Genomic DNA, 22378 nt, shown 5'->3' on the forward strand with positions numbered 1-22378 from the left:
GATACAGGCATTGTTTGAAGATTTCAAGCGCCCTGTCGTGCCTTTGGCAAAAAAACGCCCGTTGAAGACGACCATGCATTTCAGAGCGAGAGGCGAGCGCGCGCCGCGCGGTATTCGGCCTCCAGCCTGTCGACGAGCTTGGCGACCGGCTCAACAGCCTTGATCGCGCTGATGCCCTGGCCGCTCCCCCAGACATCCTTCCAGGCCTTCGCGCCGCCGACGGCCTGCTCGAAATCCATCTTCGATGGGTCCGCTACCGGCAGGTTGTCCGGGTCGAGGCCGACGGCCTGGATCGATGGCTTCAGGTAGTTGCCGTGCACGCCGGTGAAATAGTTGGAATAGACAATGTCGTTTGCAACGCCCGCGACGATTGCCTGCTTGTAGGCTTCGGTGGCGCGCGCTTCCTCGGTCGCGATGAACGGTGTTCCGATATAGGCCATGTCGGCGCCCATCGCCTGTGCTGCAAGGATCGCGTCGCCAGTGGCGATCGCGCCTGCCAAAAGCAGCGGCCCGTCGAACCATTCACGGATTTCCTGAACCAGAGCGAATGGCGACAACGTGCCGGCATGCCCGCCAGCGCCCGCCGCTACCGCAATCAGTCCATCGGCACCCTTCCTAATTGCCGAATTGGCGTGGCGGTTGTTGATGACATCGTGGAGCACTATGCCGCCATAGGAGTGTACGGCCGCATTCACTTCGGGCACAGCACCGAGCGAAGAGATCACGATGGGCACCTTGTACTTGACGCAGAGGCGCAGGTCGTGCTCCAGCCGCTTGTTCGACATGTGGACGATCTGATTGACGGCAAAGGGAGCTGCCGGCCTGTCTGGATTGGCGGCGTTGTGGGCCGCGATGTCTTCGGTGATCATTGCCAGCCATTCGTCGAGCTGGCTTTCCGGCCGGGCATTCAGCGCCGGAAAAGCGCCGATCACGCCCGCCTTGCATTGCGCCAGCGTCAGGGCCGGATGCGAGATGATAAAGAGCGGTGAAGCAAGAACCGGCAGTCTCAGGTTTTCCGTGAGGATTTTGGGAAGGGACATTGCACTCACCATTCAATTGACGTTTACGAAAACGTCAATTTGATAGCAGACTTGATGGGCGAGGAAAAGAGTATGCGTGAGTGCCGACCTGTCGATTCCCCAGAGATTGGCCGTCGAGATAGGTGGGCAAGGGCGGGGTAAGGAGCATATTTATTCCTGCGATGCGAAATGCTTCCAGCCGCAAGACTTGCGGTTTTCAGCCATTGACGCTACCGAGTTTTGTTAGGCATTTGTAAAGATTTCGGTGATGCCTGATGCCAGCATGAAGGATCGGATGTGAGCGGATTAGAAACGGCAATCAGAACGGCGCTTAACAACTCCGATCGCGATAATCCGGAAGTCCGTGCAAGGATTTATCAATCGGCCCGCCAGGCGCTGGAGGCCGGCCTTCGCAAGCAAGATATCACCGACCGGGAAGCGATTGCGCATCATCGTCATCGGCTCGAAACGACCATTCACATGATCGAGGCCGAAGAACGTGAGCGCCTGCATCCGCGCCAGGGTCCACCGGAAGTGCCCGTTCCGCCCGTCGCCGAAATCCCGCCGCCAGTCAGGCACGACGAGCATTTTGAACAGGACGCGCCTCAGGTCGGCGGTGAAACACGAGGCTATTCGGCAAGGCCTGCCTACGACGAGTCGAGGCTTGATAACGTCCATGCCGCTACGTCCGATCATCTCGGTGCTGCACCTCAGACCGGCGAAGGCCTTGCACCCGAAAGCCGCCCCTCCGCCCACATGGATTTCCGGCCCGAGGGGGCTGCAAAGCGCCGCAAGCCGCGAAAATTCTTCTCACGGCTGCTTGTCTGGTGCGTGCTGATCGCCTTCATCGGCATGGGGGCCTGGTGGGCTTATAAGTCCGGCCTCTTCCTGACGGCGGCCGAGCGCGACACCAGCGTCGCCAATCCGCCTGCCAGTACCGAGCCGGAAGACTTCGACGGTGCGGACGAAGGTGCTGCGAACACGGCGCCGCATGTCGATCAACCGGCCACGATCGACCCGCAGAACCGCTTTTCTGCGGAATGGATCGAGATATTCGAGCCTTCGGACGCTGCCAAGATCGAAAGCGGCCCGCGGGCACGGACGGAAAACATCGCCGAAAACGATGGTCCGGCCGTTCGTTTGATCTCGGAAAGCAACGGTGCCGATGGAAATATCGGCATCAGCGTTCCGAAGGACGTACTTCGAGAGCTCGCCGGCAAATCCTCGACGATCGCGATCACGTTGCAATCGACGAGCGACGAGCCGACGCAGGTGACGGTCGAATGCAATTTCCAGACGCTCGGCAATTGCGCCCGCCACCGGTTCAGCGTCACCCGCGAAAAGTCCGACGCTCTGCTTCAGGTTACCTTCGACCGGTCGTCGGCGCCGAGCGGAGATGGCAGGCTGATGATCAACAGCGATGTCGACGGCAAGGCGCGAGGCATCAACCTCTACGCCGTGCGCATCCTGCCGGGGCAGTGACCTTTATTTCAAGAAGCCGGACCCCGCGCCGATGATCTTGTCGTCGAGATCGCCGATCGCCTTGTCGTCCTTTCCGTCGTAATCCATTTTCTTCAGCATGTGACGGATGAGGTTGAGCCGCGCGCGGCGTTTGTCGTTGGCGCGGATGACCGTCCAGGGCGCAAATTCCGTATGCGTCTCCTTGAGCATCCGCTCGCGTTTGTCGCTGTAGTCGCCCCATTTGGTGAGCGCGGCGATATCCATCGAGGAAAGCTTCCATACCTTCAGCGGATCGTGCCTGCGGTCGTGGAAGCGCTTGAGTTGCATCTCGCGGCCGATATCCAGATAGAACTTGAAGAAGTGAATGCCTTCGTGGGCAATGATCTTTTCCAGCGGCGGCGCCTGCTTGAGAAAATCCTCATATTGCTTGGGCGTGCAAAACCCCATGACCGGTTCGACACCTGCGCGGTTGTACCAGGAGCGGTCAAAGAGAACGAACTCGCCGGCCGTCGGAAACTGGGCGATGTAGCGCTGGAAATACCATTGGCCGAGTTCGCGATCATTCGGCTTGGCGAGTGCGACGACGCGGGCAAGGCGCGGGTTCATGTGGGCGGAGGAGGCCGAGATGGCGCCGCCCTTGCCGGCAGCATCGCGGCCTTCAAAGAGCGCCATCACCCTTTTGCCGGTCGCCTGCAGCCAGAACTGCACTTTGACCAATTCGATCTGCAGCTTTTCCAGCTCTTCGAGATACTCTTCCTCTTTCAGCTTTTTCTTGTAAGGGAAATCCCCCGATTCCAGCGCCTCTTCATCGATCCAGTCCGGAAGCACCGGATCGTCGACATCGAAGACGCGCTTCTTGCCCCTGATGTTCAGTTCAACCGCGCGGCTTTCGACAGCTTCGGCCATATTTCCTCCTCCGTCCGTGGCTTTCTTCGCAGGCGATCATATTTTCCATTGAAAATCAAATCCGTCGCGGCAGGCAAAATTCCTGTGTGTATCGGTGGCCGCTTTTGCGGCAGATGGCAGCGGCGGAAAATTTCTGTCATGAATCACGGCTATCAGGCAGAGTTTGAACATAAGAACGACTCGACTGGGCGAGGAACACTTGGAAGACGAAATGCCATGGACAACGGGGCTCATGGCCCGCATCCGGCAGCAGCGAACGGTCCTGCTCGCGGCGATCGTCATTGGCCTCGTTGCGCTTGCGGCCGGCATGAACAAGTGGGCGGTGCTGGGCCTTCTTGTCTTAATGATCGCCATTGTGCTTCTAAACAGCATGCCGGGCGTGCAGGCAAAGCTTGCGGAACCGCCGGAAGTCGAACCGGAAGCGCCAGCAAGTCTGCTGCCCGCCGTCTCCGCAACGCTGGCTGGCCTCGATATACCCGTGATGCTCCTCTCAGGCGATGCCTCCGTTCTCTTCCAGAACCGCGCTGCGGAAAAGGCCTTTGGCGAGGTGGTGATCGGGGCGCATATTTCTGCACGCCTGCGCTCGCCGGGCATTCTGGACATGGTGGGAGAGACGATCGCCACCAACGCTCCCAACCAGATCGAGCATTCCGAGCGCCTGCCGTCGGAGCGCGTCTATATTGTTCGCAGCGCGCCGATCGACCTCGGCGGTGCCGGGAATGGCGAGCGCTTTTTCCTGCTTTCGTTCCGCGATATCTCCGAGGTGCGGCGCATCGATCGCATGCGGTCGGATTTTGTCGCCAATGCCAGCCATGAGCTGCGGACTCCGCTTGCGTCGCTCCGCGGTTTCATCGAGACCATCCAAGGCCCGGCAAAGAATGATCCGAAGGCGCAGGAGCGCTTCCTGGGCATCATGTTCGACCAGACGACTCGCATGAGCCGCCTTGTCGACGATCTTCTCTCGCTTTCCCGTCTTGAGCTCAAGTCGCATATTGCACCGGACGAGAAGGTCGATCTCGTGCCGCTGCTCGGCCATGTCAGGGACGCGCTTGTGCCGCTTGCCACGGAGGTTGGTGTCGAGATCAATCTGCACCTGCCGGAAGGCAAGGCGGAGGTTCTCGGAGACCGCGACGAACTGGTCCAGGTTTTTGAAAATCTCATGGAGAATGCATGCAAGTATGGCCAGGAGGGCAAGGTCGTCGATGTCCGCGTCAAAAATGCATCCGGCGAGGCGGTTGAAGTCAGCATCGCAGATAAGGGCCCGGGCATTCCCGCCGAGCATGTGCCGCGCCTCACGGAGCGCTTTTATCGCGTCAATATCGAGGACAGCCGCTCCAAGAAGGGCACCGGTCTCGGCCTGGCGATCGTCAAGCATATCCTGACGCGCCACCGCGCGCGGCTGATCGTCAAGTCCGAAATCGGCAAGGGAACGGACTTCACCGTGCGTTTCTGACGACGTAAACCCCTGGAATATTGGTGGTGGATTTGAGGCCGAGGTCTCGATTGCCAGACGAAAAAAAAGGGCCCGCGAGGACCCGTTTCCGTTTGTTACTTACCCGGCTCAGCTTGCGCGGGCTGCGCGGCGGCGCTCGTTGACCGGCTGATAGGCCATGCGCTGGTGATAGCTGCAATAAGGGGAAGTGTCGGGGCTGTCGCAGCCGCAGAAGTGGAAGTCGTCCTTCAGCGGGTCGCCGACGGGCCACTTGCAGGTACGCTCCGTGAGTTCCGTCAGACCAAGACGGCGGGAGATCGGAACGACAACGTTTGCTGCCGGACGATAGTCCATCTCCTCCATGAGATCGATTTCGACCTCTTCCTTGAGCATCGTCGCGCCCTGCTGGCGCGTGACGGTGCGGGTCGCGATCCGCGATGCATAATTCGGTGCGCGGACAGCCGAAGTATTGCGCTTCGGCGCGCGTGCGGTCGTCGTCGCGCCGCCGGCCTTGGCGCGGCCCGGAAGGCTAAGCCTGTGGACTTTGCCAATGACCGCGTTCCTGCTCACCCCGCCGAGTTGCGCCGCGATCTGGCTCGCGCTCAACCCTTCGGACCAAAGCTTCTTGAGTCTCTCGACACGCTCGTCTGTCCAGTTCATGCCCTGTCTCCGCCGTTTAGCGTTGTGAAGGCAGAATCCTTCACCGTTGCTCCGGACACGTCCGAAGCAGGAAACGCCTGACCAATTGTGGTGACTAGTTCCGCCGCATGCAGTCTAGTAATTGAGTTTTAACCTAGTGTGAGGCTGACTCCGTGACAAGAGTCGCGGGAATCCGGATGAATCGAATTTCAAGTTTTCCCCAACTTGCTTCCCGAGCGAGTCATTTCTGCAACATTAGCTGTTGATAAATAGCTCGCCTGATCGGCTGCCGGCCGCACGCGCCAAAATCCGCAGTTTTGTTGACATTACGGCGCGAAACGTCAATAGTGACCATCGCCGCCGAAAGGCGGCATTTTTAATTTTTCGGGCCTGGTTTTTAGCCGGAGTCCGTTTGCCCTAACGACGACAGGAGACCGCGCCATGGCTCAAGCCGCGCCGCTATATGACACCTATTCTCGCGCCCCTCTGCGGTTCGAGCGAGGTGAGGGCGTGTGGCTGATCACCGAGGGCGGCGAGCGATATCTGGATTTTGGCGCAGGCGTTGCCGTAACATCCGTCGGCCACGGCAATCCGCATGTCGTTGAAGCCCTGAAAGCGCAGGCCGACAAGGTTTGGCATCTGTCGAACATCTATGAAATTCCAGGCCAGGAGGCGCTTGCCAAACGGCTGACCGACGTCACATTCGCCGACAAGGTGTTTTTCACCAATTCCGGGGCCGAGGCGCTGGAATGCGCGATCAAGACCGCGCGCCGCTATCAGTATTCCAATGGCCATCCAGAACGCTTCCACATCATCACCTTCGAAGGCGCTTTCCATGGCCGCACGCTGGCGACGATCGCTGCCGGCGGTCAGGAGAAGTATCTCGAAGGCTTCGGTCCCAAGGCACCGGGTTTCGATCAGGTTCCGTTCGGCGATATCGAGGCGGTCCGCGCCGCGGTCACGGATGCGACGGCGGGCATCCTCATAGAGCCGGTGCAGGGTGAGGGCGGTATTCGTCCGGCGACAAACGAATTCATGAAGGCGCTCCGCCAGCTTTGCGACGAGAAGGGCCTGTTGTTGATTCTTGACGAGGTTCAGTCCGGCGTCGGCCGTACAGGCAAGCTCTTTGCCCACGAATGGTCCGGCGTCACGCCGGATATCATGGCGGTGGCGAAGGGCATCGGCGGCGGCTTCCCGCTCGGTGCCTGCCTTGCGACCGCGGATGCCGCTTCCGGCATGAAGGCCGGCACGCATGGTTCCACCTATGGCGGCAATCCGCTTGCCATGGCGGTCGGCAGCGCAGTGCTCGACGTCATCCTGGCCGACGGTTTCCTGCAACATGTGCGCGACGTGGCGCTCGTCTTCCGCCAGGGTCTTGCCTCGCTGAAGGACCGCTATCCGGATGTTATCGAGAATGTGCGCGGCGAAGGCCTGATGCTCGGCATCAAGGCAGCCGTCCCGTCTTCCGAACTGCTGCAGGCCATTCGTGCTGCTCATCTTCTGGCCATTCCGGCGGGCGATAATGTCATCCGTCTCCTTCCGCCTCTGGTCGTCACGGCGGAGGAAGCGCGCGAGGGGCTTGCCCGCGTGGAGCGCGCTGCCGAAAGCATTCGCGCCGCAAAGACCAAGAAGACGGCTTGAACGGATAGACGCCTCAAGGGGCATACAGGTAAGAACGACATGGCTTCCCCCAAACACTTTCTCGATCTCTCGGCGGTAACCGCATCCGATCTCAGATCCATCATGGATGATGCGATCGTGCGCAAGCAGGCCTTCAAGGCCGGTAAGGGTGATAAGCCGCTCGCAGGCAAGATGCTGGCAATGATTTTCGAGAAGCCCTCGACACGCACGCGCGTTTCCTTCGATGTCGGCATGCGCCAGCTTGGCGGCGAGACGCTCTTTCTCTCCGGCACGGAGATGCAGCTCGGCCGCGCGGAGGCGATCGGCGATACCGCCAAGGTGCTCTCGCGTTACGTCGACGCGATCATGATCCGCACCACGGAGCATCACCGCATGCTGGAACTTGCCGAACGTGCGACGGTGCCGGTCATCAACGCGCTGACGGACGACACACACCCCTGCCAGATCATGGCCGACATCATGACCTTCGAGGAGCATCGCGGTCCCGTCAAGGGCAAGACGATCGCCTGGACCGGCGATGGCAACAACGTGCTGCACTCGCTGGTCGAAGGTGCTGCCCGTTTCGGCTATCGCATGAACATGGCCGTGCCCCTTGGTTCCGAGCCGAAGGATCACTATCTGAACTGGGCCCGCAACGAAGGCGCCCAGATCGTGCTTGGCCATGATGCCGACCGTGCGGTCGAGGGTGCCGATTGCGTGGTAACCGATACCTGGGTCTCCATGAATCAGGAACATCGGGCCCGCGGTCACAACGTTTTCCAGCCCTATCAGGTCAACGCGGCTTTGATGGCAAAGGCCGGCAAGGATGCTTTGTTCATGCATTGCCTGCCTGCCCATCGTGGTGAGGAAGTAACGGACGAAGTGATCGACGGCCCGCAATCCGTGGTTTTCGATGAGGCGGAAAACCGTCTTCACGCGCAAAAGTCGATTCTTGCATGGTGCCTGGGTGTGATCTGAACCATACTGGCGCCACCTTTGGCCTGATGGCCTCGTGGCCGCGCGAGTGGATAGACTTCTGGTCTGCCGCTCGGACTACTAGGAGTAAGACCATGGCAGAAACCGCAAGTGCTCTCGGCGAGTTCGATTTCGCCGGTGATGATCACGTTGTCCCGTTCCAGGTAGAGGGCCTCGATGTGCGCGGCCGCGCCGTCCAGCTCGGTCCCATGCTGGATGCGATCCTCGAGCGTCATCACTATCCGGCACCCGTTGCGCGGCTGCTCGCCGAAGTCATTGTGCTGACCGTGCTTCTCGGGACCTCGCTCAAGTTCGAAGGCAAGTTCACGGTGCAGACCAAGGGCGATGGCCCTGTCGATCTCCTCGTCGCTGATTTCTCGACGCCGGAGAACGTGCGTGCCTATGCGCGCTTCGATCAGGCCCTGCTCGACAAGGCAGTCGCCGCCGGCCAAACCGAGCCGGAACAGCTTCTTGGCAAAGGCGTGCTGGCTTTCACCATCGACCAGGGCAAGTTCAGTCAGCCCTATCAGGGCATCGTCGCGCTGGACGGCACCTCGCTTGAGGATATTGCCGGCACATATTTCCGTCAGTCGGAGCAGATCCCGACGCGCGTCCGCCTGGCTGCCGCCGAATTGTTTGACCGCGACGAGGCGGGCAAGCCACGCCACCGCTGGCGCGCCGGCGGTCTCGTTGCGCAGTTCTTGCCGGAAGCGCCGGAGCGCATGCGCCAGCCAGACCTCCACGGCGGCGACGGCGATAACGCCGCGCTGGCACACAAGGAAGACGACGCCTGGACCGAAGCGCGCGCGTTGGTCGATACCATCGATGCGGACGAACTGACGGATCCGCAGGTCGGAATCGAACGCCTGCTCTTTCGTCTCTTCCACGAGCGTGGCGTGCGTGTTTTCAGTACCCGGGCAGTTTTAGACCGCTGCAGCTGCTCGCGCGAGAAGATCAAGAATGTGCTGAAAGGCTTTTCGGACGACGAGATCGACGCCAGCCAGGAGAATGGCGAGATTGCCGTTACCTGCGAATTCTGTTCCACGACCTACCGGTTTGAGGTCGTGGAAGTCGCATCGGCTGCGGAATGATCAATTCAGCACCCTGAGCAGCCCGGGAGAATCCAGCGAGAAGGCGGGTATTTCGACATCGAAAAGCTCGCCGTCCTCCGTTTCCATCTGGTAGTGCCCGAACATGAGGCCGGAAGGCGTATCGAGCGGGCAGCCGGACGAGTATTCGTAGGTATCGCCGGGTTCCAGCCGGGGCTGCTCGCCGACGACCCCAGGACCGGTCACCTCGTCCACCAGGCCGTTCTGATCGGTGATGTTCCAGTAGCGATTGATGAGCCGTACTGTCAGGTCCGAATTATTGCTGATCACGATCCGGTAGCCCCAGACATAGCGATCATCATCCGGATCGGATTGCTCCTCCAGATAAAAGGGCTCGACGACAACTTCGATATCTCGTGTGAGGGCGCGGTACATGCCTTACACCATAGCCAAGATATGTTACCCGTATCTTATACAGCGCTCGATCCGTCAAGAAACGTGCACATGCATCATCCTTCAAACCGCGATGATTGCACGTCGTTTCGAACATTAATCCTAATTTTCGAAGTTAATTCCCGTATTAAAGCGAAGCTCTTGCGCCATTTCTTAGGTGGAGCATGCGGCCGGACCGGCAAGGTCCGGCCGTCGCTATTGCAGGTCAGGACTTAACCTTTGAAAGAGCCTGGGCGAAATCTTCGATCAGGTCTTCGGCATCCTCGATGCCGAGCGAAAGGCGAACGGTACCAGGGGAAATGCCTAGTTCCGCGCGGGCGTCATCGCTCAGGTTCTTGTGCGTCGTGGTTGCCGGATGCGTGATCAGGCTCTTGGAATCGCCGAGATTGTTCGAGATTTTGATGATGTCGAGCGCATTCTGCAAAGCGAAGGCTGCTTCCTTCCCGCCCTTCAGCTCGAATGCGACGAGCGTCGAGCCGCCGGACATCTGCTTGGCGATGATATCGGCCTGCGGATGATCCTTGCGGCCCGGATAGATCACCTTGGCCACCTGCTTCTGTTCGGCAAGGAAGTCCGCGATCCTGGCGGCACTCGCAGTCTGCTGCTTGACGCGCAGCGGCAGCGTCTCGATGCCCTTCAGAAGCGTCCAGGCGTTGAACGGCGACATGGCCGGACCCGTATGGCGGAAGTAGTCGTGCAGGTTTTCGTCGATCCATTGCTTGTCGGAAAGCACCACGCCGCCGAGGCAGCGGCCCTGGCCGTCGATATGCTTGGTCGCGGAATAGACGACGATATGGGCGCCGAGTTCCAGGGGCTTCTGGAAGAGCGGCGTTGCAAAGACGTTGTCGACGACCACCTTGGCGCCGATCTGGTCGGCGAGCTTGGCAACGCCTGCGATGTCGATCACTTCCAGCGTCGGGTTCGTCGGGCTTTCGAGGAAGAAGACTTTCGTCGCCGGGCGGATCGCCTTCTCCCAGTTTTCGAGATCGCGGCCGTCGATGAGCGTACATTCGATGCCGTATTTCGGCGCAAGCGTTTCGACCACCCACCGGCAGGAGCCGAAGAGCGCGCGGGCGGCCACGATATGGTCGCCGGCCTTCAACTGGCAGAGGATCGCCGCGGTGACAGCAGCCATGCCGGAAGCGGTGGCGCGGGCGTCTTCGGCGCCTTCGAGCGCGCACATCCGCTTTTCGAACATATCGTTGGTCGGGCTTCCGTATCGGGCATAGATGAAGCCGTCCGTCTCACCCTTGAAGCGGGCTTCCGCCGCTTCCGAGGAATCATAGACGAAACCTTGCGTCAGGAAGATCGCTTCCGAAGTCTCGCCATATTGCGAGCGCAGCGTCCCTTCGTGAACGAGTTGGGTTGCCGGGCGCCAAGTCTTGCTCATGCCATCACCACCTTCAAACAACAAAAAAACCGGCCGCAAAAGCAGACCGGTTTCATACCCGGTCTTTTTAGCCACTTCTTTAACGTGGCTGCAAGCCGACCGGCCAAATCACCACGGGATAAAGCTGCAATACTGCTGTTAGCTTCTTGCGTCAATTCCTTGAGTTTGGTTTTGTCTGACGCAAATTATGGATGGAGCATGATGGCTCGCGAAACTGGAATCTTGGCCGACCGCGCAATTGCTGCGCTGTTTGAAACGGGCCGCCTCACGAGTGAGCGGGAACTGGACCGCGATCAGATCCAGCCGGCCAGCCTGGACCTGCGCCTGGGCGCCAAGGCGTTCCGCGTCCGGGCAAGTTTTATGCCGGGCCCCACGCATCTCGTTGCCGACAAGCTCGACCGGCTGAGCCTGCACGTCATTGACCTCTCCGAAGGTGCCGTGCTCGAAACGGGTTGCGTCTATATCGTGCCCCTCATGGAGCGGCTCGATCTTCCGGCTGAAATGTCCGCCTCGGCCAACCCGAAGAGCTCGACTGGCCGCCTCGACATCTTCACCCGTGTCATTACCGACTACGCGCAGGAATTCGACAAGATTCCTGCCGGTTATTCTGGCCCGCTCTATCTGGAAATCAGCCCGCGCACGTTCCCAGTCGTCGTGCGCCGCGGCTCGCGCCTCTCGCAGATCCGCTTCCGCGTCGGGCATTCGATTCTCGGCGAGCCGGAACTGCAGGCGCTGCATGATGCGGAAACGCTGGTTGCAAGCTCCAAGCCGAACGTTTCGGGCGGCGGCATTGCGCTGTCGATCGACCTGGCAGGCGACACGGATGGCCTGATCGGCTACCGCGGCAAGCATCACACGGCCGTCGTCGATGTCGATAAGAAGGCTGAGCACGATATATTCGATTTCTGGGAGCCGCTTTACAGCCGCGGCCGCAACGAACTGATCCTCGATCCGGACGAGTTCTATATCCTCGTTTCGCGTGAGGCCGTGCACGTTCCGCCGCACTACGCAGCCGAAATGACGCCCTTCGATCCGCTCGTCGGCGAGTTTCGCGTCCACTACGCCGGCTTCTTCGATCCAGGCTTCGGCCACGCGCCTGCCGGCGGCATGGGCAGCCGCGCCGTTCTCGAAGTCCGCAGCCATGAGGTGCCCTTCATCCTCGAGGACGGCCAGATCGTCGGCCGCCTGGTTTACGAGCACATGCTGGAGAAACCCGAAAGCCTTTATGGTTCCGGCCTTGGATCGAACTACCAGGCCCAGGGCCTGAAACTCTCGAAGCACTTCCGCATCTGAGAGCCTTGACACCGCCACCCATCTGTTGGAAGGCTTCCGTGATCGCGGGTGTAGCTCAATGGTAGAGCAGCAGCTTCCCAAGCTGAATACGAGGGTTCGATTCCCTTCACCCGCTCCAACTGCCCTTTTGTCCGACCCGGGGGCGCAAGCTTGCAGCGCAGGGCGCTTTCACCGCAAACTGCTTTGCAGGAAGACCTCGTTCGGGCATCCGAATTTCGGCCCTTCAGAACCAGTTACTCGGATCTTCGGCTGCTATTCCTGGCAGTCGTCAGTGCGTTAATTTAGTTTTGAAAGTTTTCAGGTCGGTTTTTGGTTGGCCAGCTGCCCTAAGCTCTTTATCCGAAATGGACGCTCTTGAAATCCGAGATGGACGCATATAGATTCCGAATTGGACGCAGAAAGATTCCCAATTGGACGAAGATGATCGCGCAAGTGCCTCTCTATCCACGATATGCAAATGACCGTATCACCGTTGCACTGACGGATACGCCCGTTGTGATGGTGAACGGGCCTCGCCAATGTGGCAAGACTACGCTTGTAAGAGGGCTCAAAAATGGCAGCCGCCGTTATATTACCCTTGACGATGAGACGGTACTGGCTTCCGCGCGTGCCGACCCTGCGGGCTTCATTCGAGACCTTGACGTTGCGACCATTGACGAAGTTCAGCGTGCACCCGACCTGTTGCGAGCGATCAAACGAACGGTGGATGATGACCGCCGGCCCGGTCGCTTTCTGCTAACAGGCTCGGCCAACATTCTTGCGATGCCGACCATCGCGGAAAGTTTGGCCGGGCGCATGGAAGTAGTTACCTTGCTTCCGCTGTCTCAAGCGGAAATCAAAGGACATAAAGTCGATTTCATCGAGGACGCCTTCGCTGGCAAGATCCACCAGCCAACAAATTTGGCTCTCGGCAAGGAACTGATCGATATTGTCGTAACCGGGGGCTACCCAGAGGTTCTTGCCCGCCGCGACAGTCGCCGTCGAGCGGCATGGGCGAGAGAATACACTCGAGCAATCATTGAACGAGACGTGCGCGACATCATTGAGGTAGACAAGCTCGAGCAGATGCCGCAATTGATACGGGCGCTCGCCAGCCATGCGAGCCAACTCACGAACTTCTCACAGCTTGGCGGTCAACTCCGCCTTGACGACAAAACGGTACGGCGTTACATCGGCGTACTCGAACACGTCTTTCTCATAAGGCGTATCGAGCCTTGGTTTCGCAACGATCTCAAGCGGATCGTCAAGACACCGAAGTTACACTTCCTAGATACTGGGTTGTTGTCCGTTCTGCTCGGCGCAAGCTCTGAACGGATTACAGCTGACCGTTCGCACTTCGGAGCGATTCTGGAGAGTTTCGTCATCTCCGAAATTCTTAAAATCGCAAGTTGGTCCAGTGCAGAGGTTCGACTTTCGCACTATCGCGACAAGGATCAGGACGAGGTCGATCTCGTCATGGAGAATGAAGTAGGCTCGCTTGTGGCCATGGAAGTCAAAGCATCCGCTACAGTCTCTGCCGGTGATTTCAAGGGATTGCGAAAAGTGGCGCAGGCGGCCGGTAAAGATTTCCGTCTGGGACTTGTGCTTTACGACGGTGACACCGTTCTTCCCTTCGGCGAGCGCCTCTTCGCAGCACCGCTGTCATGCCTTTGGAACTGAGTGCGATCAAAAGTGCTCTACAGCAGGATCTGCGGTTCCACTCCCATCAACGCGACCAACCTAACAGTGTCCGACCCGGCGACATAGGTAACAGATCGTGCCTTGTAGGGGCCGATACAAAACGTCACTATCAGGTCGGGCATTCGATCCACAGGTGGGGCACCTAGACGATCGGGCGGCTCTAGCCGCCCGTTCTCAAAATTCTGTCCAATCGGCTTCCTTGTTTTGCGAAGCGCTGTTCATGCCGAATGCGCCGGCAAGCTTCTGGCCAAGTGCGCGTGCAGGCGAAGCGGCGGGAAGCGTGCTCATTGTCGCCACGCGGATTGCGGGTTTTGATAGGGGGGCCGGACGGGTCACCGCAGGCCGTGCTGGTGCTTGCGGCATCGGACGTGCCGCTGCGATGAAGCTATCCGTTCCACTCAGGTTGAACTGGCCGAGCAGTTCGTTCAGCGCGGCGGCCTCTGTTGCCAGGCTGTGGCTTGCTGCCGTGCTCTCTTCGACCATGGCGGCATTCTGTTGCGTGCCCTGGTCCATGGTGTTCACGGCAGTATTGATTTCCTGCAGGCCTGTCGATTGCTCACGGGAAGCCTCCGCGATCGCGTGGACGTGCTGGTTGATCTCCTCCACCTCGTGAACGATGGCGTCGAGCGCCTTGCCCGTTGCGCCGACAAGGGCAACGCCGGTCTGGACATGTGTGCCGGAATTGATGATCAGCGACTTGATCTCCCTTGCCGCATTCGCCGAACGCTGCGCCAGTTCGCGCACTTCCTGAGCGACGACCGCAAAGCCCTTGCCCGCTTCGCCCGCACGAGCTGCCTCGACGCCGGCATTCAGGGCGAGCAGGTTCGTCTGGAAGGCGATGTCGTCGATCACGCCGATGATATTGCTGATCTCGGCCGAGGACTGCTCGATCTGCTGCATCGCCTTGACGGCATTGCGGACGACTTCGCCGGACTTCTCGGCGCCCGTGCGGGTGCGGGCAACGAGTTCGCTTGCTTCCTGCGCGCGGCGCGCGGCGTCCTTTACAGTCGTTGTGATCTGTTCCAGCGCGGCAGCGGTTTCCTCCACGGAGGCGGCCTGCTGCTCCGTGCGCTTCGAAAGTTCGTCGGCCGATGAACGGATTTCATTCGCCCCCGCGCCGATCGCCCGCGCATTGGCGCCGACGGTGCGCATCGCCTCGTTCAGCTTTTCGACCGAATGGTTGAAGTCGTGGCGCAATCCATCGAGATGTTCTGCGAACGGAACATCGATATGCGAGGCAAGATCGCCCGATGCGAGACGGCGCAGCCCGTCGCCGAGCGCCTCTGCCGCGCCGGACAATTCCGCCGCTTCGCGAGCCTTCTGAGCTTCGCGCTCGCGGCGTTCACCATCGGTCACGTTGCGATCGACTTCCGCTTGGGCTTCAAGCTGGATGCGCTCGATCGCGCTGTTGCGGAAGACTTCGAGCGCTTCGGCCATCTGGCCCACCTCGTCGCGGCGCTCGAGGCCAGGCACATCGCTGTCGGTCTCGCCTTCGGCAAGGCGTGTCATTCGTTCACGAAGCTTCGCCATCGGCGACGTGATGCCGGCCTGTGCGATGACGATGCCGAGCGCGATAGCGCCGATAACGGCCGCCGCGAGTATGGCAAGGCAGAGATTAATGCGCTCATTGAGGCTTGCCGAAACGGCATCTCCGCCATCGTTGAGCATTGACATCAAGGCATCGTTATTCGCCGTCATCTTCGGTGTCAGTACGGTGAGCTTGGCGTTCAGCTGAGCGGCCGCAATCTGGGCTCCGGCGCTGTCGCCGGCCTTGCTCATTTCGGCAACCTTGCTTGAAATCGTTTCTATTTCGGCGATTCCGCTGAGAATATCGTCTATCGCCGGCTTGCGGCTGGGTACCAGAGCGGCCGCCTCGTTAAGACGGTCGCGCGCTTGCGGCAGCTTGCTCGGTGTGGAAAGCGCGGTATGGAAAGCGGGCGTGCCCGCCTTCAGGCTCGCCAGCCTCGTGGTCTGCAGCACGGCGGCGACGACAGACGCGCTGGCGCGCGCGCCTTGCATCGCTGCCAATGCTTCATGGTCGATGAAGGCGCTGTATGTCGCATCCGCATGACGGAACTCGGTGATGACGTAGATCAAACCGCCCATGGCGATCACCCCCAGAAGCATGAGGATGGACATGATCTTGGTTCGAATTTTCAGGTTCTTCAGCAGTGTTCGCATGGAAAATATCCGCTTTCTTAGGCCTTCTGCTTGCCCGTATTCTGGAAAATCAATGGTTCGAAACTCGGCATGGAGCTGCGGCATGTTCGAAATGATCTGGTGAGGCTCGACGTCCGCGTCATGCAGCCGGCTGAAAAAAGCCGTCGTCGTTTGCGGCATAAGAATCGATATTGCTTAACGGTGGCCTAACGCTCAAAGCCGATCCCCAGGAATTCGAGGCGCGCATTTCTTGGACGCTACGTGCGAGTTCATATGCTGGATTCTTGCTCGGAGTATGAGGCGTCCCGGAAGAAGGGTTCGTCCGGGGCTGCGAGCATGGTTCGCCACGCGGCGGCGGGCAGCATGAGCAGCCGACCGGCGCCCGATCCATCGCATCCGGGTCGCCTGTTTGCTGCTTCCATCTTCATTTCGCCCGAGCAGAATGAAGAGGGTATGGCTTCAGAAAACGTTGAAGAGATCGGTCCCGACAGGATCGGCTAGGCGAAATGAGAAGGCCGATCTCGGCATGCGCCTTTATCCGCCCGGATATTCGTTGCCGCCCGTCAGAGCCGAGGATACCCATCTGCCGCACCTCGATCCCGCCGTTTGCCATCGTCGAGACGGTGCGGCCCGGCGCATATTCCCCGAAACGCATGACTCTGATACACGATCACCGAGCGATGATGCCCCGACCCCACGAGCCGGACATGAGACAATCTTTCCTCGCCTCTACAAGGTTTAAGGTTTTTTTAACCCTCTTGCAATTAGTAGCTGCATTATGTGCCGCACCTGGCTTTGCGCAGCAGACGCCGTCGTCGCTGCCGCTGCTTTTTGATGCCCGCGAAAGACTTGCCAAGCCGGACCTTTCGTCGCTCGTCCGCCTCCGCTTTCTCACCTCTGTCGACTTCCCGCCCTTCAACTTTACCGATCAGAACGGCAAGCTGGCGGGTTTCAATATCGATCTGGCCCGCGAGATCTGCGATGAATTGGAAGTTGCTGCGAAATGCGAGATCCAGGCGCTGCCCTTCGCCGATCTCAAGGAAGCGCTTGCCGCCTCCCAGGGCGATGCCGTCATTGCGGGACTGGCCGTAACCGCGGACTTGCGAAAGCAGTTTACCTTCACCCGTCCCTACCTCATGCTGCCGGCCCGCTTTGTGCGCAATGTGAAGGCAGAGATCAACGGGAATACCGCCGCATCGCTCTCCGGACGTCCGGTCGGCGTCGTCAAGGCGACGGTCCATGAGGCCATGCTAGCCGCCTTTTTTCCGGCAATAAAAGCCGTTCCTTTCGAGAACAAGGAAGCGATGCTTACTGCTCTGAAGGATGGCAAGGTGGATGCCGCCTTTGCCGATGCCCTGCAATTGTCCTTCTGGGTTTCCTCCCAGGCGTCAGCAAAATGCTGTGCGCTCTTCGACGGCCCTTATCTGTCGGAGCAGTTTCTGGGGGAAGGAATGACGATCATGCTTCGCCAGAACGACGGCGTATTGACCGCAGCGCTGGACCACGCGCTTTCAGCGCTTTCCAGAAACGGCCGCCTGCAGGAAATCTATTTGCGTTATTTCCCTTACGGGCTCTATTAACCCTTGCGGAAGCGGGCGATCGCACTGCGTTCGATGGCAGCGCAGGTGAGCTTGTCGAGTTCCAGCCGGTCGCGGAGCATGCTGAGCAACCGAAGCTCCTCGGCCTTGACCGAAAGGTCGGCGGAGGCGACTTCGACGGCAAGTGCATAGGCGGTGTCGTAGAGCCGCGAAGGCAGCGTGTCCTTCACCGTTTCCAAAACGACATCAAGGCCTTCCGGTCCGGCCAGCAGCGATGCGCAGTCGCGGGCAATCGAAATCAGCTTGTCGTCGTCGAAATCGTTGAAAACCGGCAGAAAGCCGATCAGCTGGCCGATGCGCTCCATTTCCCGGTCGTTCATCGTGCTGTCGACAGCGGATGCCATCACCATCACGTAAATCAGCGCGTCATGGGCGGAAAGCGGCTTGTTCATTCGGTCATTCCCTCTGCTTCGGCTGGAGTTTAGGAATTGCCGTGCGCCATTACAAGGGATCGCTAGATCGGATCGAGAGGATTGTCCGGCGGCGGTGCGGGCGGTAGCGTCAGCGGCGCGCCCTTGCGCGGATCCTCGCCATAGACGCCTTTCTTCTCCGCTTTGGCTTTCGCAGCGGCTTCGGCCAGTGCCGATCCGGCGGCCGCATCCGCCCAGCCGTTTTCGACGAGCCATTCGGAAATATCCTGCGCACCGATCTTGCAGGAGGCGGTCGTGACACCGGTCCAGTTGGCGTCCTCCAGATCGCAGGTGACCGAGCGCAGCCGCAGAAAGAGCCGGAAATTCGTCTTCGCCAGCATGCCGCAAGGCCATTCGTTCCCATCCGGTTCTTTGCAGACTTTGTCGGCCTGTGTCGGAACGATACCGGCAAGGCGCAGCTTCCTGTTTCCGAAGGCGAGAATGCCTGCACTCTCGGCGACCGGCCTCTGCAATGTCGCGGCCTTCTGCGGCTCAGGCTTTGGCTTTTCCCGCTCGGCCGTGGCAACCCGTTCCAGCGGCTTGCCATCGGCCTGCGCAGGATAAAATCGGCTCGCTTCGTCAACCGGCCGCGCGCTCATGCTGATCTTTGGATCGGGAAGGGCAAGCGGCGGCTTTGGAGTCTCCTTGGATTCGGCAGTTGTGACGGATTCTTCGCTCGCGGTTGCCGCCGTGTCCGGCCCGGCAAACCGCTCCCTGCCTGCCGCCAGCATCCCGGCGACGATTGTTATTCCCGCAACAGCTGTCAGAAGTGCTGCAGGCCGCATGGAAGATTTTCCTATTGGCTGGCCCAGATAATGCGCGCGATCCAATCCACATCGGAAAGCTCGATCGTCCGGTTCGGATGTTCGGGATTGAGTGACATCAGTTCGATGGAGCGCGGGCTCTGGCGCAGCAGGACTTTTGCCATCACCTCGCCCTCGCGCGTCTTGACGACGACGCGATCGTTGCGGCGCACCTGCGCGCCCGGCTCGACGATCAGCACGTCGCCGTCGCGATAAAGCGGCATCATGCTGTCGCCCTGCACTTCGAGCGCATAGACACCAGCCTTCTGGGAGGGGGCGGCTGGAAATTCCACCACATCCCATCCGTGGCCTGCGGGGAAACCGCCGTCGTCGAAAAAGCCACCCGCACCGGCCTGTGCGAAGCCGAGCAGGGGAATGGAGCTTCCCTGCGGGAATGCGCCATCCGGCAGTCCGAACAAGCTGTTTGCCGGTCGCATGAAGCCCATGAACTGCTCCATGGTGGCGCCTGTGGCATCGAGTACCTTGGCAATCGATTCCGTCGAAGGCCAGCGCAGGCGGCCATCGGCAGATAGCCGCTTGGATTTGTTGAAGGAGGTAGGGTCGAGACCGGCCCGGCGTGCAAGACCAGACGGCGTCAGGTCGTGCCGTTCGGCAAGCCTGTCGATCGCTGCCCAAATCTGCTCGTGTGACAGCATCTTGCCCGATCCTGCGCCCGGTGCCGCTCTCCAATCGGCAGGAAGACTAACGCCAAGCTTTCTCATAGTAAAGGAAAAAGAGGAATAAAATCCTGTCTTGGAGTCAGGCGACCATCGCCATGTTGATCTTGCCGAGCTGGATGACGGCCTGCGTGCGGCTGTCGACGTTGAGCTTCAGGAGGATGGCTGAGACATGCGCCTTGATCGTTGCTTCGGAAACGCCGAGTTCGTAGGCGATCTGTTTGTTGAGCAGACCTTCGCCGAGCATGGTGAGCACGCGGCTTTGCTGCGGCGTCAGCGTATGCAGGCGGTGAATGAGATCGGCCACGTCCGGATCCTGTTCATGGCCGTCGCGATAATTCTCCGGCGTCGCAATATCGCCGGCAAGCACCGTCTGGATGCTGCTGCGGATATCTTCGATGCCGGACGATTTGGAAATGAAGCCGGAAGCGCCGAGTTCCAGCGCGCGGCGGATCGTCGTCGCGTCGTCGGTTGCGGAAATGATGACGATCGGCAGGCTGGCGAATTCGGCACGCAGCGCCATCAGCCCAGAAAAGCCGCTGACGCCCGGCATGGCAAGATCGAGCAGCATAATATCGGCGTCCGGATGATCGGTTGCGGCAGCACGCGCGGCCGAGAAATCGCCGGCTTCCACGATTGCGTGCTGCCCCTCCATGCCGGTCACGGCCTGGCGCAGCGCATCCCGGAAAAGCGGATGGTCGTCCGCAATGATGATCGTCTGTTCCTGCATCGAAAACTCCCTCCCAAGAGCTCGATTCCATTCCCTCATGTGCGAGGCTTCGCGCCGCACATGCCTTCCGCTTCATATTACTACATCAAATCAGGTCTTCTGCGGAAGAGGCGCGGACTTTTCTTCCTCCTGGAATTGCTTCACCATGCCCATGAAGCTTTTCATCATTCGCTCCATGATGCTGATCGAGCGGTCGATCTCGGCGTCGGTGGGCAGCGCCTTGTTGACGATGCTCTTGTTTTCGAGCGCAGTCACGCGGTCGGAAAGCCGGTCGAGTTCGTCGTCATAAGCTGCGCGTTCGTCCGCCGCCATGCGGCATACCAGCGAACCGTCCTTTTCCTCGCAAAGCGCCATCGCGCCCGTATGCTTGTCGAGGCGGACGAAATGGTCGCCGCTGCGCTCGAGCTGGAAGCGCGCCGGGTCCGGCTCGGCCGCGAGCGCTGTCAGCGGTAGAAGAATTGCGGCAATCCCGATTGCGATCGTCTTCATGATATGATCCTCCGGATTTCTGTTGCGGCTATCCTGTTTTTCATGGGGGAGCCGTGGACATCGCCGTTCCTTTCCGGCAAAGCGCTCACCAACAGCATCAGCCATTGCATGAGGCCATCATGAGCGTGAGACCCGTCGTTTACAAGATCGTGACCGAGGCTCTCTGGCAAGAAGCCAGGCAAAGCGGCGTTTTTCGCGGCGCAGGCATCGACCTTAAGGACAATTTCATTCATCTCTCGACGGAAAAACAGGTGCGGCAGACCGTGGCGCTGTTTTTCGCAGGCCAGCCGGGTCTGCTGCTCGTTGCCATTGATAGCGGCAAGCTCGGCGACAAGCTGATCTTCGAACCCTCCAGGGACGGCGATCTTTTCCCGCATCTTTATGCCGAACTGCCGCTTTCGGCAGTTATCTGGGAAAGGCCGCTGCCGCTCGATGATGCCGGACAGCATATCTTCCCGGAACTCCTGTCATGATTGGCGCCTTCAAGCACACGGCCCGCAAGGGGCTCTTCCTCTTCGATCCCGAAACGGCGCACGGCATGTCAATCGCCGCGCTGAAATCCGGCCTGGTTCCCGCCTGCCGTATTTCTCCCGATCCGCGGCTGGTGCAGACGGTCGCCGGCCTCACCTTCGAAAATCCGCTCGGCATGGCAGCCGGTTACGACAAGAATGCCGAAGTGCCGGAGGCCCTCTTGAAGCTCGGTTTCGGCTTCACCGAGATCGGCACGGTGACGCCCAAGCCGCAATCAGGCAATCCGCGGCCGCGCATCTTCCGCCTGGTGGACGACGAAGGGGTTATCAACCGCCTCGGCTTCAACAACGAGGGCCATGACGCGGCCTTCCGGCGCCTGTCGGCGATCCGCGGCCAAGGCATTATCGGCGTCAACATCGGCGCCAACAAGGACAGCGAAGACCGCATCGGCGACTATGTGGCCGGCATCCGCCGCTTCTATTCGGTGGCGCGCTATTTCACCGCCAACATCTCCTCGCCGAATACGCCGGGCCTGCGTGACCTGCAGGCACGCGAGAGCCTGGCCGCTCTTCTGACCGCCGTGCTTGCCGCCCGCGATGAAGAGGCCGCGAGATCGGGCCGGAAAATCCCGCTCTTCCTCAAGATTGCGCCCGATCTCACCGAGGAGGGCATGGACGATATCGCCGCCGAAGCGCTCTCCCATGGGCTGGACGGCCTGATCGTCTCGAACACGACGCTCGCCCGCGACGGTCTGAAGGATCAGCGGCAGGCGAAGGAAGCGGGCGGTCTTTCCGGCAAGCCGCTTTTCGACAAGTCGACCGCGGTTCTCGCGAAAATGCGCAAGCGCGTAGGCGCAGCGCTCCCGATCATCGGCGTCGGCGGCGTCTCCTCGGCGGAGACGGCGCTGGAAAAGATCAGGGCAGGGGCCGATCTGGTGCAGCTTTATTCCGGCATGGTCTATGAGGGTCCGGGTCTTCCGGGCGAGATCGTGCGCGGCCTTTCCAAGCTCCTCGACCCTGAGCAGGTCTCGTCGATCCGCGAACTGCGAGACACGCGCGCTGATCACTGGGCGACCCGAAGCGTCGGATAGGCCCGCCGCTTTGCCAGCATGGACCAGGAAGAA

At 60.0% G+C, this 22378-nt stretch carries 22 protein-coding genes, 1 tRNA gene and 1 riboswitch; of the genes, 12 read left to right on the forward strand and 11 right to left on the reverse strand.

What is annotated here, in order from left to right:
• Nucleotides 1–80: 80 nt before the first annotated feature.
• Nucleotides 81–1040, reverse strand: coding sequence for an NAD(P)H-dependent flavin oxidoreductase (locus A3C3_RS0105325; RefSeq protein ID WP_022713583.1), 960 nt, complete (start codon nt 1038–1040; stop codon nt 81–83).
• A gap of 276 nt (nt 1041–1316) precedes the next feature.
• Here A3C3_RS0105325 and A3C3_RS0105330 point away from each other — a divergent pair, with 276 nt between their 5' ends.
• On the forward strand, nt 1317–2501 hold the full coding sequence (locus tag A3C3_RS0105330; RefSeq protein WP_022713584.1) for a hypothetical protein: 1185 nt from the start codon (nt 1317–1319) through the stop codon (nt 2499–2501).
• Between the two features lie 3 nt (nt 2502–2504).
• Here A3C3_RS0105330 and ppk2 read toward each other — a convergent pair whose 3' ends face one another.
• Nucleotides 2505–3386 (reverse strand): polyphosphate kinase 2, encoded by an 882-nt coding sequence (gene ppk2, locus A3C3_RS0105335; RefSeq protein WP_022713585.1) that lies wholly within the window; start codon nt 3384–3386, stop codon nt 2505–2507.
• Nucleotides 3387–3618: 232 nt separating this feature from the next.
• Between ppk2 and phoR the strand changes: the two genes are divergently transcribed.
• Nucleotides 3619–4839, forward strand: coding sequence for a phosphate regulon sensor histidine kinase PhoR (phoR, locus tag A3C3_RS0105340; RefSeq protein WP_022713586.1), 1221 nt, complete (start codon nt 3619–3621; stop codon nt 4837–4839).
• Between the two features lie 108 nt (nt 4840–4947).
• Here the strand turns inward: phoR and A3C3_RS0105345 are convergent, their stop codons facing one another.
• Nucleotides 4948–5478, reverse strand: coding sequence for a GcrA family cell cycle regulator (locus tag A3C3_RS0105345; protein WP_022713587.1), 531 nt, complete (start codon nt 5476–5478; stop codon nt 4948–4950).
• Between the two features lie 420 nt (nt 5479–5898).
• Here A3C3_RS0105345 and A3C3_RS0105350 point away from each other — a divergent pair, with 420 nt between their 5' ends.
• The 3 genes from A3C3_RS0105350 (at nt 5899) to A3C3_RS0105360 (ending at nt 9143) form a co-directional block, all read left to right on the forward strand.
• On the forward strand, nt 5899–7098 hold the full coding sequence (locus tag A3C3_RS0105350) for an aspartate aminotransferase family protein (RefSeq protein WP_022713588.1): 1200 nt from the start codon (nt 5899–5901) through the stop codon (nt 7096–7098).
• 39 nt (nt 7099–7137) lie between these two features.
• Nucleotides 7138–8055, forward strand: coding sequence for an ornithine carbamoyltransferase (argF, locus tag A3C3_RS0105355; protein ID WP_022713589.1), 918 nt, complete (start codon nt 7138–7140; stop codon nt 8053–8055).
• Between the two features lie 92 nt (nt 8056–8147).
• Nucleotides 8148–9143, forward strand: a complete 996-nt coding sequence (locus tag A3C3_RS0105360) for an Hsp33 family molecular chaperone (RefSeq protein ID WP_022713590.1) — start codon at nt 8148–8150, stop codon at nt 9141–9143.
• Here the strand turns inward: A3C3_RS0105360 and apaG are convergent, their stop codons facing one another.
• Both apaG and A3C3_RS0105370 read right to left on the reverse strand, forming a co-directional pair.
• Complete coding sequence (gene apaG / locus A3C3_RS0105365) at nt 9144–9536, reverse strand: Co2+/Mg2+ efflux protein ApaG (protein ID WP_022713591.1); 393 nt, start codon at nt 9534–9536, stop codon at nt 9144–9146.
• Nucleotides 9537–9759: 223 nt separating this feature from the next.
• Nucleotides 9760–10944, reverse strand: coding sequence for an O-succinylhomoserine sulfhydrylase (locus A3C3_RS0105370; RefSeq protein WP_022713592.1), 1185 nt, complete (start codon nt 10942–10944; stop codon nt 9760–9762).
• A 46-nt stretch (nt 10945–10990) separates the two neighbouring features.
• A riboswitch (SAM riboswitch) is annotated at nt 10991–11069 on the reverse strand.
• Between the two features lie 73 nt (nt 11070–11142).
• Between A3C3_RS0105370 and A3C3_RS0105375 the strand changes: the two genes are divergently transcribed.
• The 3 genes from A3C3_RS0105375 (at nt 11143) to A3C3_RS0105385 (ending at nt 13896) form a co-directional block, all read left to right on the forward strand.
• Nucleotides 11143–12237, forward strand: coding sequence for a 2'-deoxycytidine 5'-triphosphate deaminase (locus tag A3C3_RS0105375; protein WP_022713593.1), 1095 nt, complete (start codon nt 11143–11145; stop codon nt 12235–12237).
• Between the two features lie 44 nt (nt 12238–12281).
• Nucleotides 12282–12355, forward strand: a tRNA-Gly gene (locus tag A3C3_RS0105380).
• A gap of 302 nt (nt 12356–12657) precedes the next feature.
• Nucleotides 12658–13896: an ATP-binding protein gene (locus tag A3C3_RS0105385; RefSeq protein WP_033419599.1), complete on the forward strand. Its 1239-nt coding sequence runs from the start codon at nt 12658–12660 to the stop codon at nt 13894–13896.
• Nucleotides 13897–14091: 195 nt separating this feature from the next.
• On the opposite strand, the gene A3C3_RS0105390 is transcribed toward A3C3_RS0105385, so the two are convergent.
• Nucleotides 14092–16089 carry a methyl-accepting chemotaxis protein gene (locus A3C3_RS0105390; RefSeq protein WP_028739421.1) on the reverse strand — a complete coding sequence of 666 codons (1998 nt, stop codon included), beginning with the start codon at nt 16087–16089 and terminating at the stop codon, nt 14092–14094.
• A gap of 351 nt (nt 16090–16440) precedes the next feature.
• Here A3C3_RS0105390 and A3C3_RS45005 point away from each other — a divergent pair, with 351 nt between their 5' ends.
• Both A3C3_RS45005 and A3C3_RS0105400 read left to right on the forward strand, forming a co-directional pair.
• Nucleotides 16441–16578, forward strand: a complete 138-nt coding sequence (locus A3C3_RS45005) for a hypothetical protein (RefSeq protein WP_156890771.1) — start codon at nt 16441–16443, stop codon at nt 16576–16578.
• A 206-nt stretch (nt 16579–16784) separates the two neighbouring features.
• A complete protein-coding gene (locus tag A3C3_RS0105400) occupies nt 16785–17657 on the forward strand; it encodes a transporter substrate-binding domain-containing protein (RefSeq protein ID WP_028739422.1) in 873 nt (290 codons plus the stop codon).
• Here A3C3_RS0105400 and A3C3_RS0105405 read toward each other — a convergent pair.
• The 5 genes from A3C3_RS0105405 to A3C3_RS0105425 form a co-directional block, all read right to left on the reverse strand.
• Nucleotides 17654–18067, reverse strand: a complete 414-nt coding sequence (locus A3C3_RS0105405; RefSeq protein WP_022713598.1) for a tellurite resistance TerB family protein — start codon at nt 18065–18067, stop codon at nt 17654–17656. The two genes, A3C3_RS0105400 and A3C3_RS0105405, sit on opposite strands and share 4 nt — an antisense overlap.
• A 62-nt stretch (nt 18068–18129) precedes the next feature.
• A complete protein-coding gene (locus A3C3_RS0105410) occupies nt 18130–18870 on the reverse strand; it encodes a hypothetical protein (RefSeq protein ID WP_022713599.1) in 741 nt (246 codons plus the stop codon).
• Nucleotides 18871–18881: 11 nt separating this feature from the next.
• On the reverse strand, nt 18882–19544 hold the full coding sequence (locus A3C3_RS0105415) for a S24 family peptidase (RefSeq protein WP_022713600.1): 663 nt from the start codon (nt 19542–19544) through the stop codon (nt 18882–18884).
• 103 nt (nt 19545–19647) lie between these two features.
• Nucleotides 19648–20295 (reverse strand): response regulator, encoded by a 648-nt coding sequence (locus A3C3_RS0105420; protein WP_022713601.1) that lies wholly within the window; start codon nt 20293–20295, stop codon nt 19648–19650.
• Between the two features lie 90 nt (nt 20296–20385).
• Complete coding sequence (locus A3C3_RS0105425; protein WP_022713602.1) at nt 20386–20784, reverse strand: hypothetical protein; 399 nt, start codon at nt 20782–20784, stop codon at nt 20386–20388.
• A 119-nt stretch (nt 20785–20903) separates the two neighbouring features.
• Here A3C3_RS0105425 and A3C3_RS0105430 point away from each other — a divergent pair, with 119 nt between their 5' ends.
• Together A3C3_RS0105430 and A3C3_RS0105435 are read left to right on the forward strand one after the other, a co-directional pair.
• Complete coding sequence (locus A3C3_RS0105430) at nt 20904–21257, forward strand: DUF952 domain-containing protein (protein WP_022713603.1); 354 nt, start codon at nt 20904–20906, stop codon at nt 21255–21257.
• Nucleotides 21254–22345 (forward strand): quinone-dependent dihydroorotate dehydrogenase, encoded by a 1092-nt coding sequence (locus tag A3C3_RS0105435; RefSeq protein ID WP_022713604.1) that lies wholly within the window; start codon nt 21254–21256, stop codon nt 22343–22345. The genes A3C3_RS0105430 and A3C3_RS0105435 overlap by 4 nt, the downstream gene beginning before the upstream one ends.
• Nucleotides 22346–22378 lie beyond the last annotated feature (33 nt).

Origin of the sequence: Rhizobium mongolense USDA 1844, from assembly GCF_000419765.1 — a bacterium.
In the GTDB taxonomy this organism is placed as follows: Bacteria; Pseudomonadota; Alphaproteobacteria; order Rhizobiales; family Rhizobiaceae; genus Rhizobium; species Rhizobium mongolense.

What these genes read in the sequence shown, in the direction of transcription:
- A3C3_RS0105325 (WP_022713583.1), bottom strand. Translation starts at nt 1,040, where the DNA reads ATGTCCCTTCCCAAAATCCTCACGGAAAACCTGAGACTGCCGGTTCTT.
- ppk2 (WP_022713585.1), bottom strand. Translation starts at nt 3,386, where the DNA reads ATGGCCGAAGCTGTCGAAAGCCGCGCGGTTGAACTGAACATCAGGGGC.
- phoR (WP_022713586.1), top strand. Translation starts at nt 3,619, where the DNA reads ATGGCCCGCATCCGGCAGCAGCGAACGGTCCTGCTCGCGGCGATCGTC.
- A3C3_RS0105345 (WP_022713587.1), bottom strand. Translation starts at nt 5,478, where the DNA reads ATGAACTGGACAGACGAGCGTGTCGAGAGACTCAAGAAGCTTTGGTCC.
- A3C3_RS0105350 (WP_022713588.1), top strand. Translation starts at nt 5,899, where the DNA reads ATGGCTCAAGCCGCGCCGCTATATGACACCTATTCTCGCGCCCCTCTG.
- argF (WP_022713589.1), top strand. Translation starts at nt 7,138, where the DNA reads ATGGCTTCCCCCAAACACTTTCTCGATCTCTCGGCGGTAACCGCATCC.
- A3C3_RS0105360 (WP_022713590.1), top strand. Translation starts at nt 8,148, where the DNA reads ATGGCAGAAACCGCAAGTGCTCTCGGCGAGTTCGATTTCGCCGGTGAT.
- apaG (WP_022713591.1), bottom strand. Translation starts at nt 9,536, where the DNA reads ATGTACCGCGCCCTCACACGAGATATCGAAGTTGTCGTCGAGCCCTTT.
- A3C3_RS0105370 (WP_022713592.1), bottom strand. Translation starts at nt 10,944, where the DNA reads ATGAGCAAGACTTGGCGCCCGGCAACCCAACTCGTTCACGAAGGGACG.
- A3C3_RS0105375 (WP_022713593.1), top strand. Translation starts at nt 11,143, where the DNA reads ATGATGGCTCGCGAAACTGGAATCTTGGCCGACCGCGCAATTGCTGCG.
- A3C3_RS0105385 (WP_033419599.1), top strand. Translation starts at nt 12,658, where the DNA reads ATGATCGCGCAAGTGCCTCTCTATCCACGATATGCAAATGACCGTATC.
- A3C3_RS45005 (WP_156890771.1), top strand. Translation starts at nt 16,441, where the DNA reads ATGAGCAGCCGACCGGCGCCCGATCCATCGCATCCGGGTCGCCTGTTT.
- A3C3_RS0105400 (WP_028739422.1), top strand. Translation starts at nt 16,785, where the DNA reads ATGAGACAATCTTTCCTCGCCTCTACAAGGTTTAAGGTTTTTTTAACC.
- A3C3_RS0105405 (WP_022713598.1), bottom strand. Translation starts at nt 18,067, where the DNA reads ATGAACAAGCCGCTTTCCGCCCATGACGCGCTGATTTACGTGATGGTG.
- A3C3_RS0105410 (WP_022713599.1), bottom strand. Translation starts at nt 18,870, where the DNA reads ATGCGGCCTGCAGCACTTCTGACAGCTGTTGCGGGAATAACAATCGTC.
- A3C3_RS0105415 (WP_022713600.1), bottom strand. Translation starts at nt 19,544, where the DNA reads ATGCTGTCACACGAGCAGATTTGGGCAGCGATCGACAGGCTTGCCGAA.
- A3C3_RS0105420 (WP_022713601.1), bottom strand. Translation starts at nt 20,295, where the DNA reads ATGCAGGAACAGACGATCATCATTGCGGACGACCATCCGCTTTTCCGG.
- A3C3_RS0105425 (WP_022713602.1), bottom strand. Translation starts at nt 20,784, where the DNA reads ATGAAGACGATCGCAATCGGGATTGCCGCAATTCTTCTACCGCTGACA.
- A3C3_RS0105430 (WP_022713603.1), top strand. Translation starts at nt 20,904, where the DNA reads ATGAGCGTGAGACCCGTCGTTTACAAGATCGTGACCGAGGCTCTCTGG.
- A3C3_RS0105435 (WP_022713604.1), top strand. Translation starts at nt 21,254, where the DNA reads ATGATTGGCGCCTTCAAGCACACGGCCCGCAAGGGGCTCTTCCTCTTC.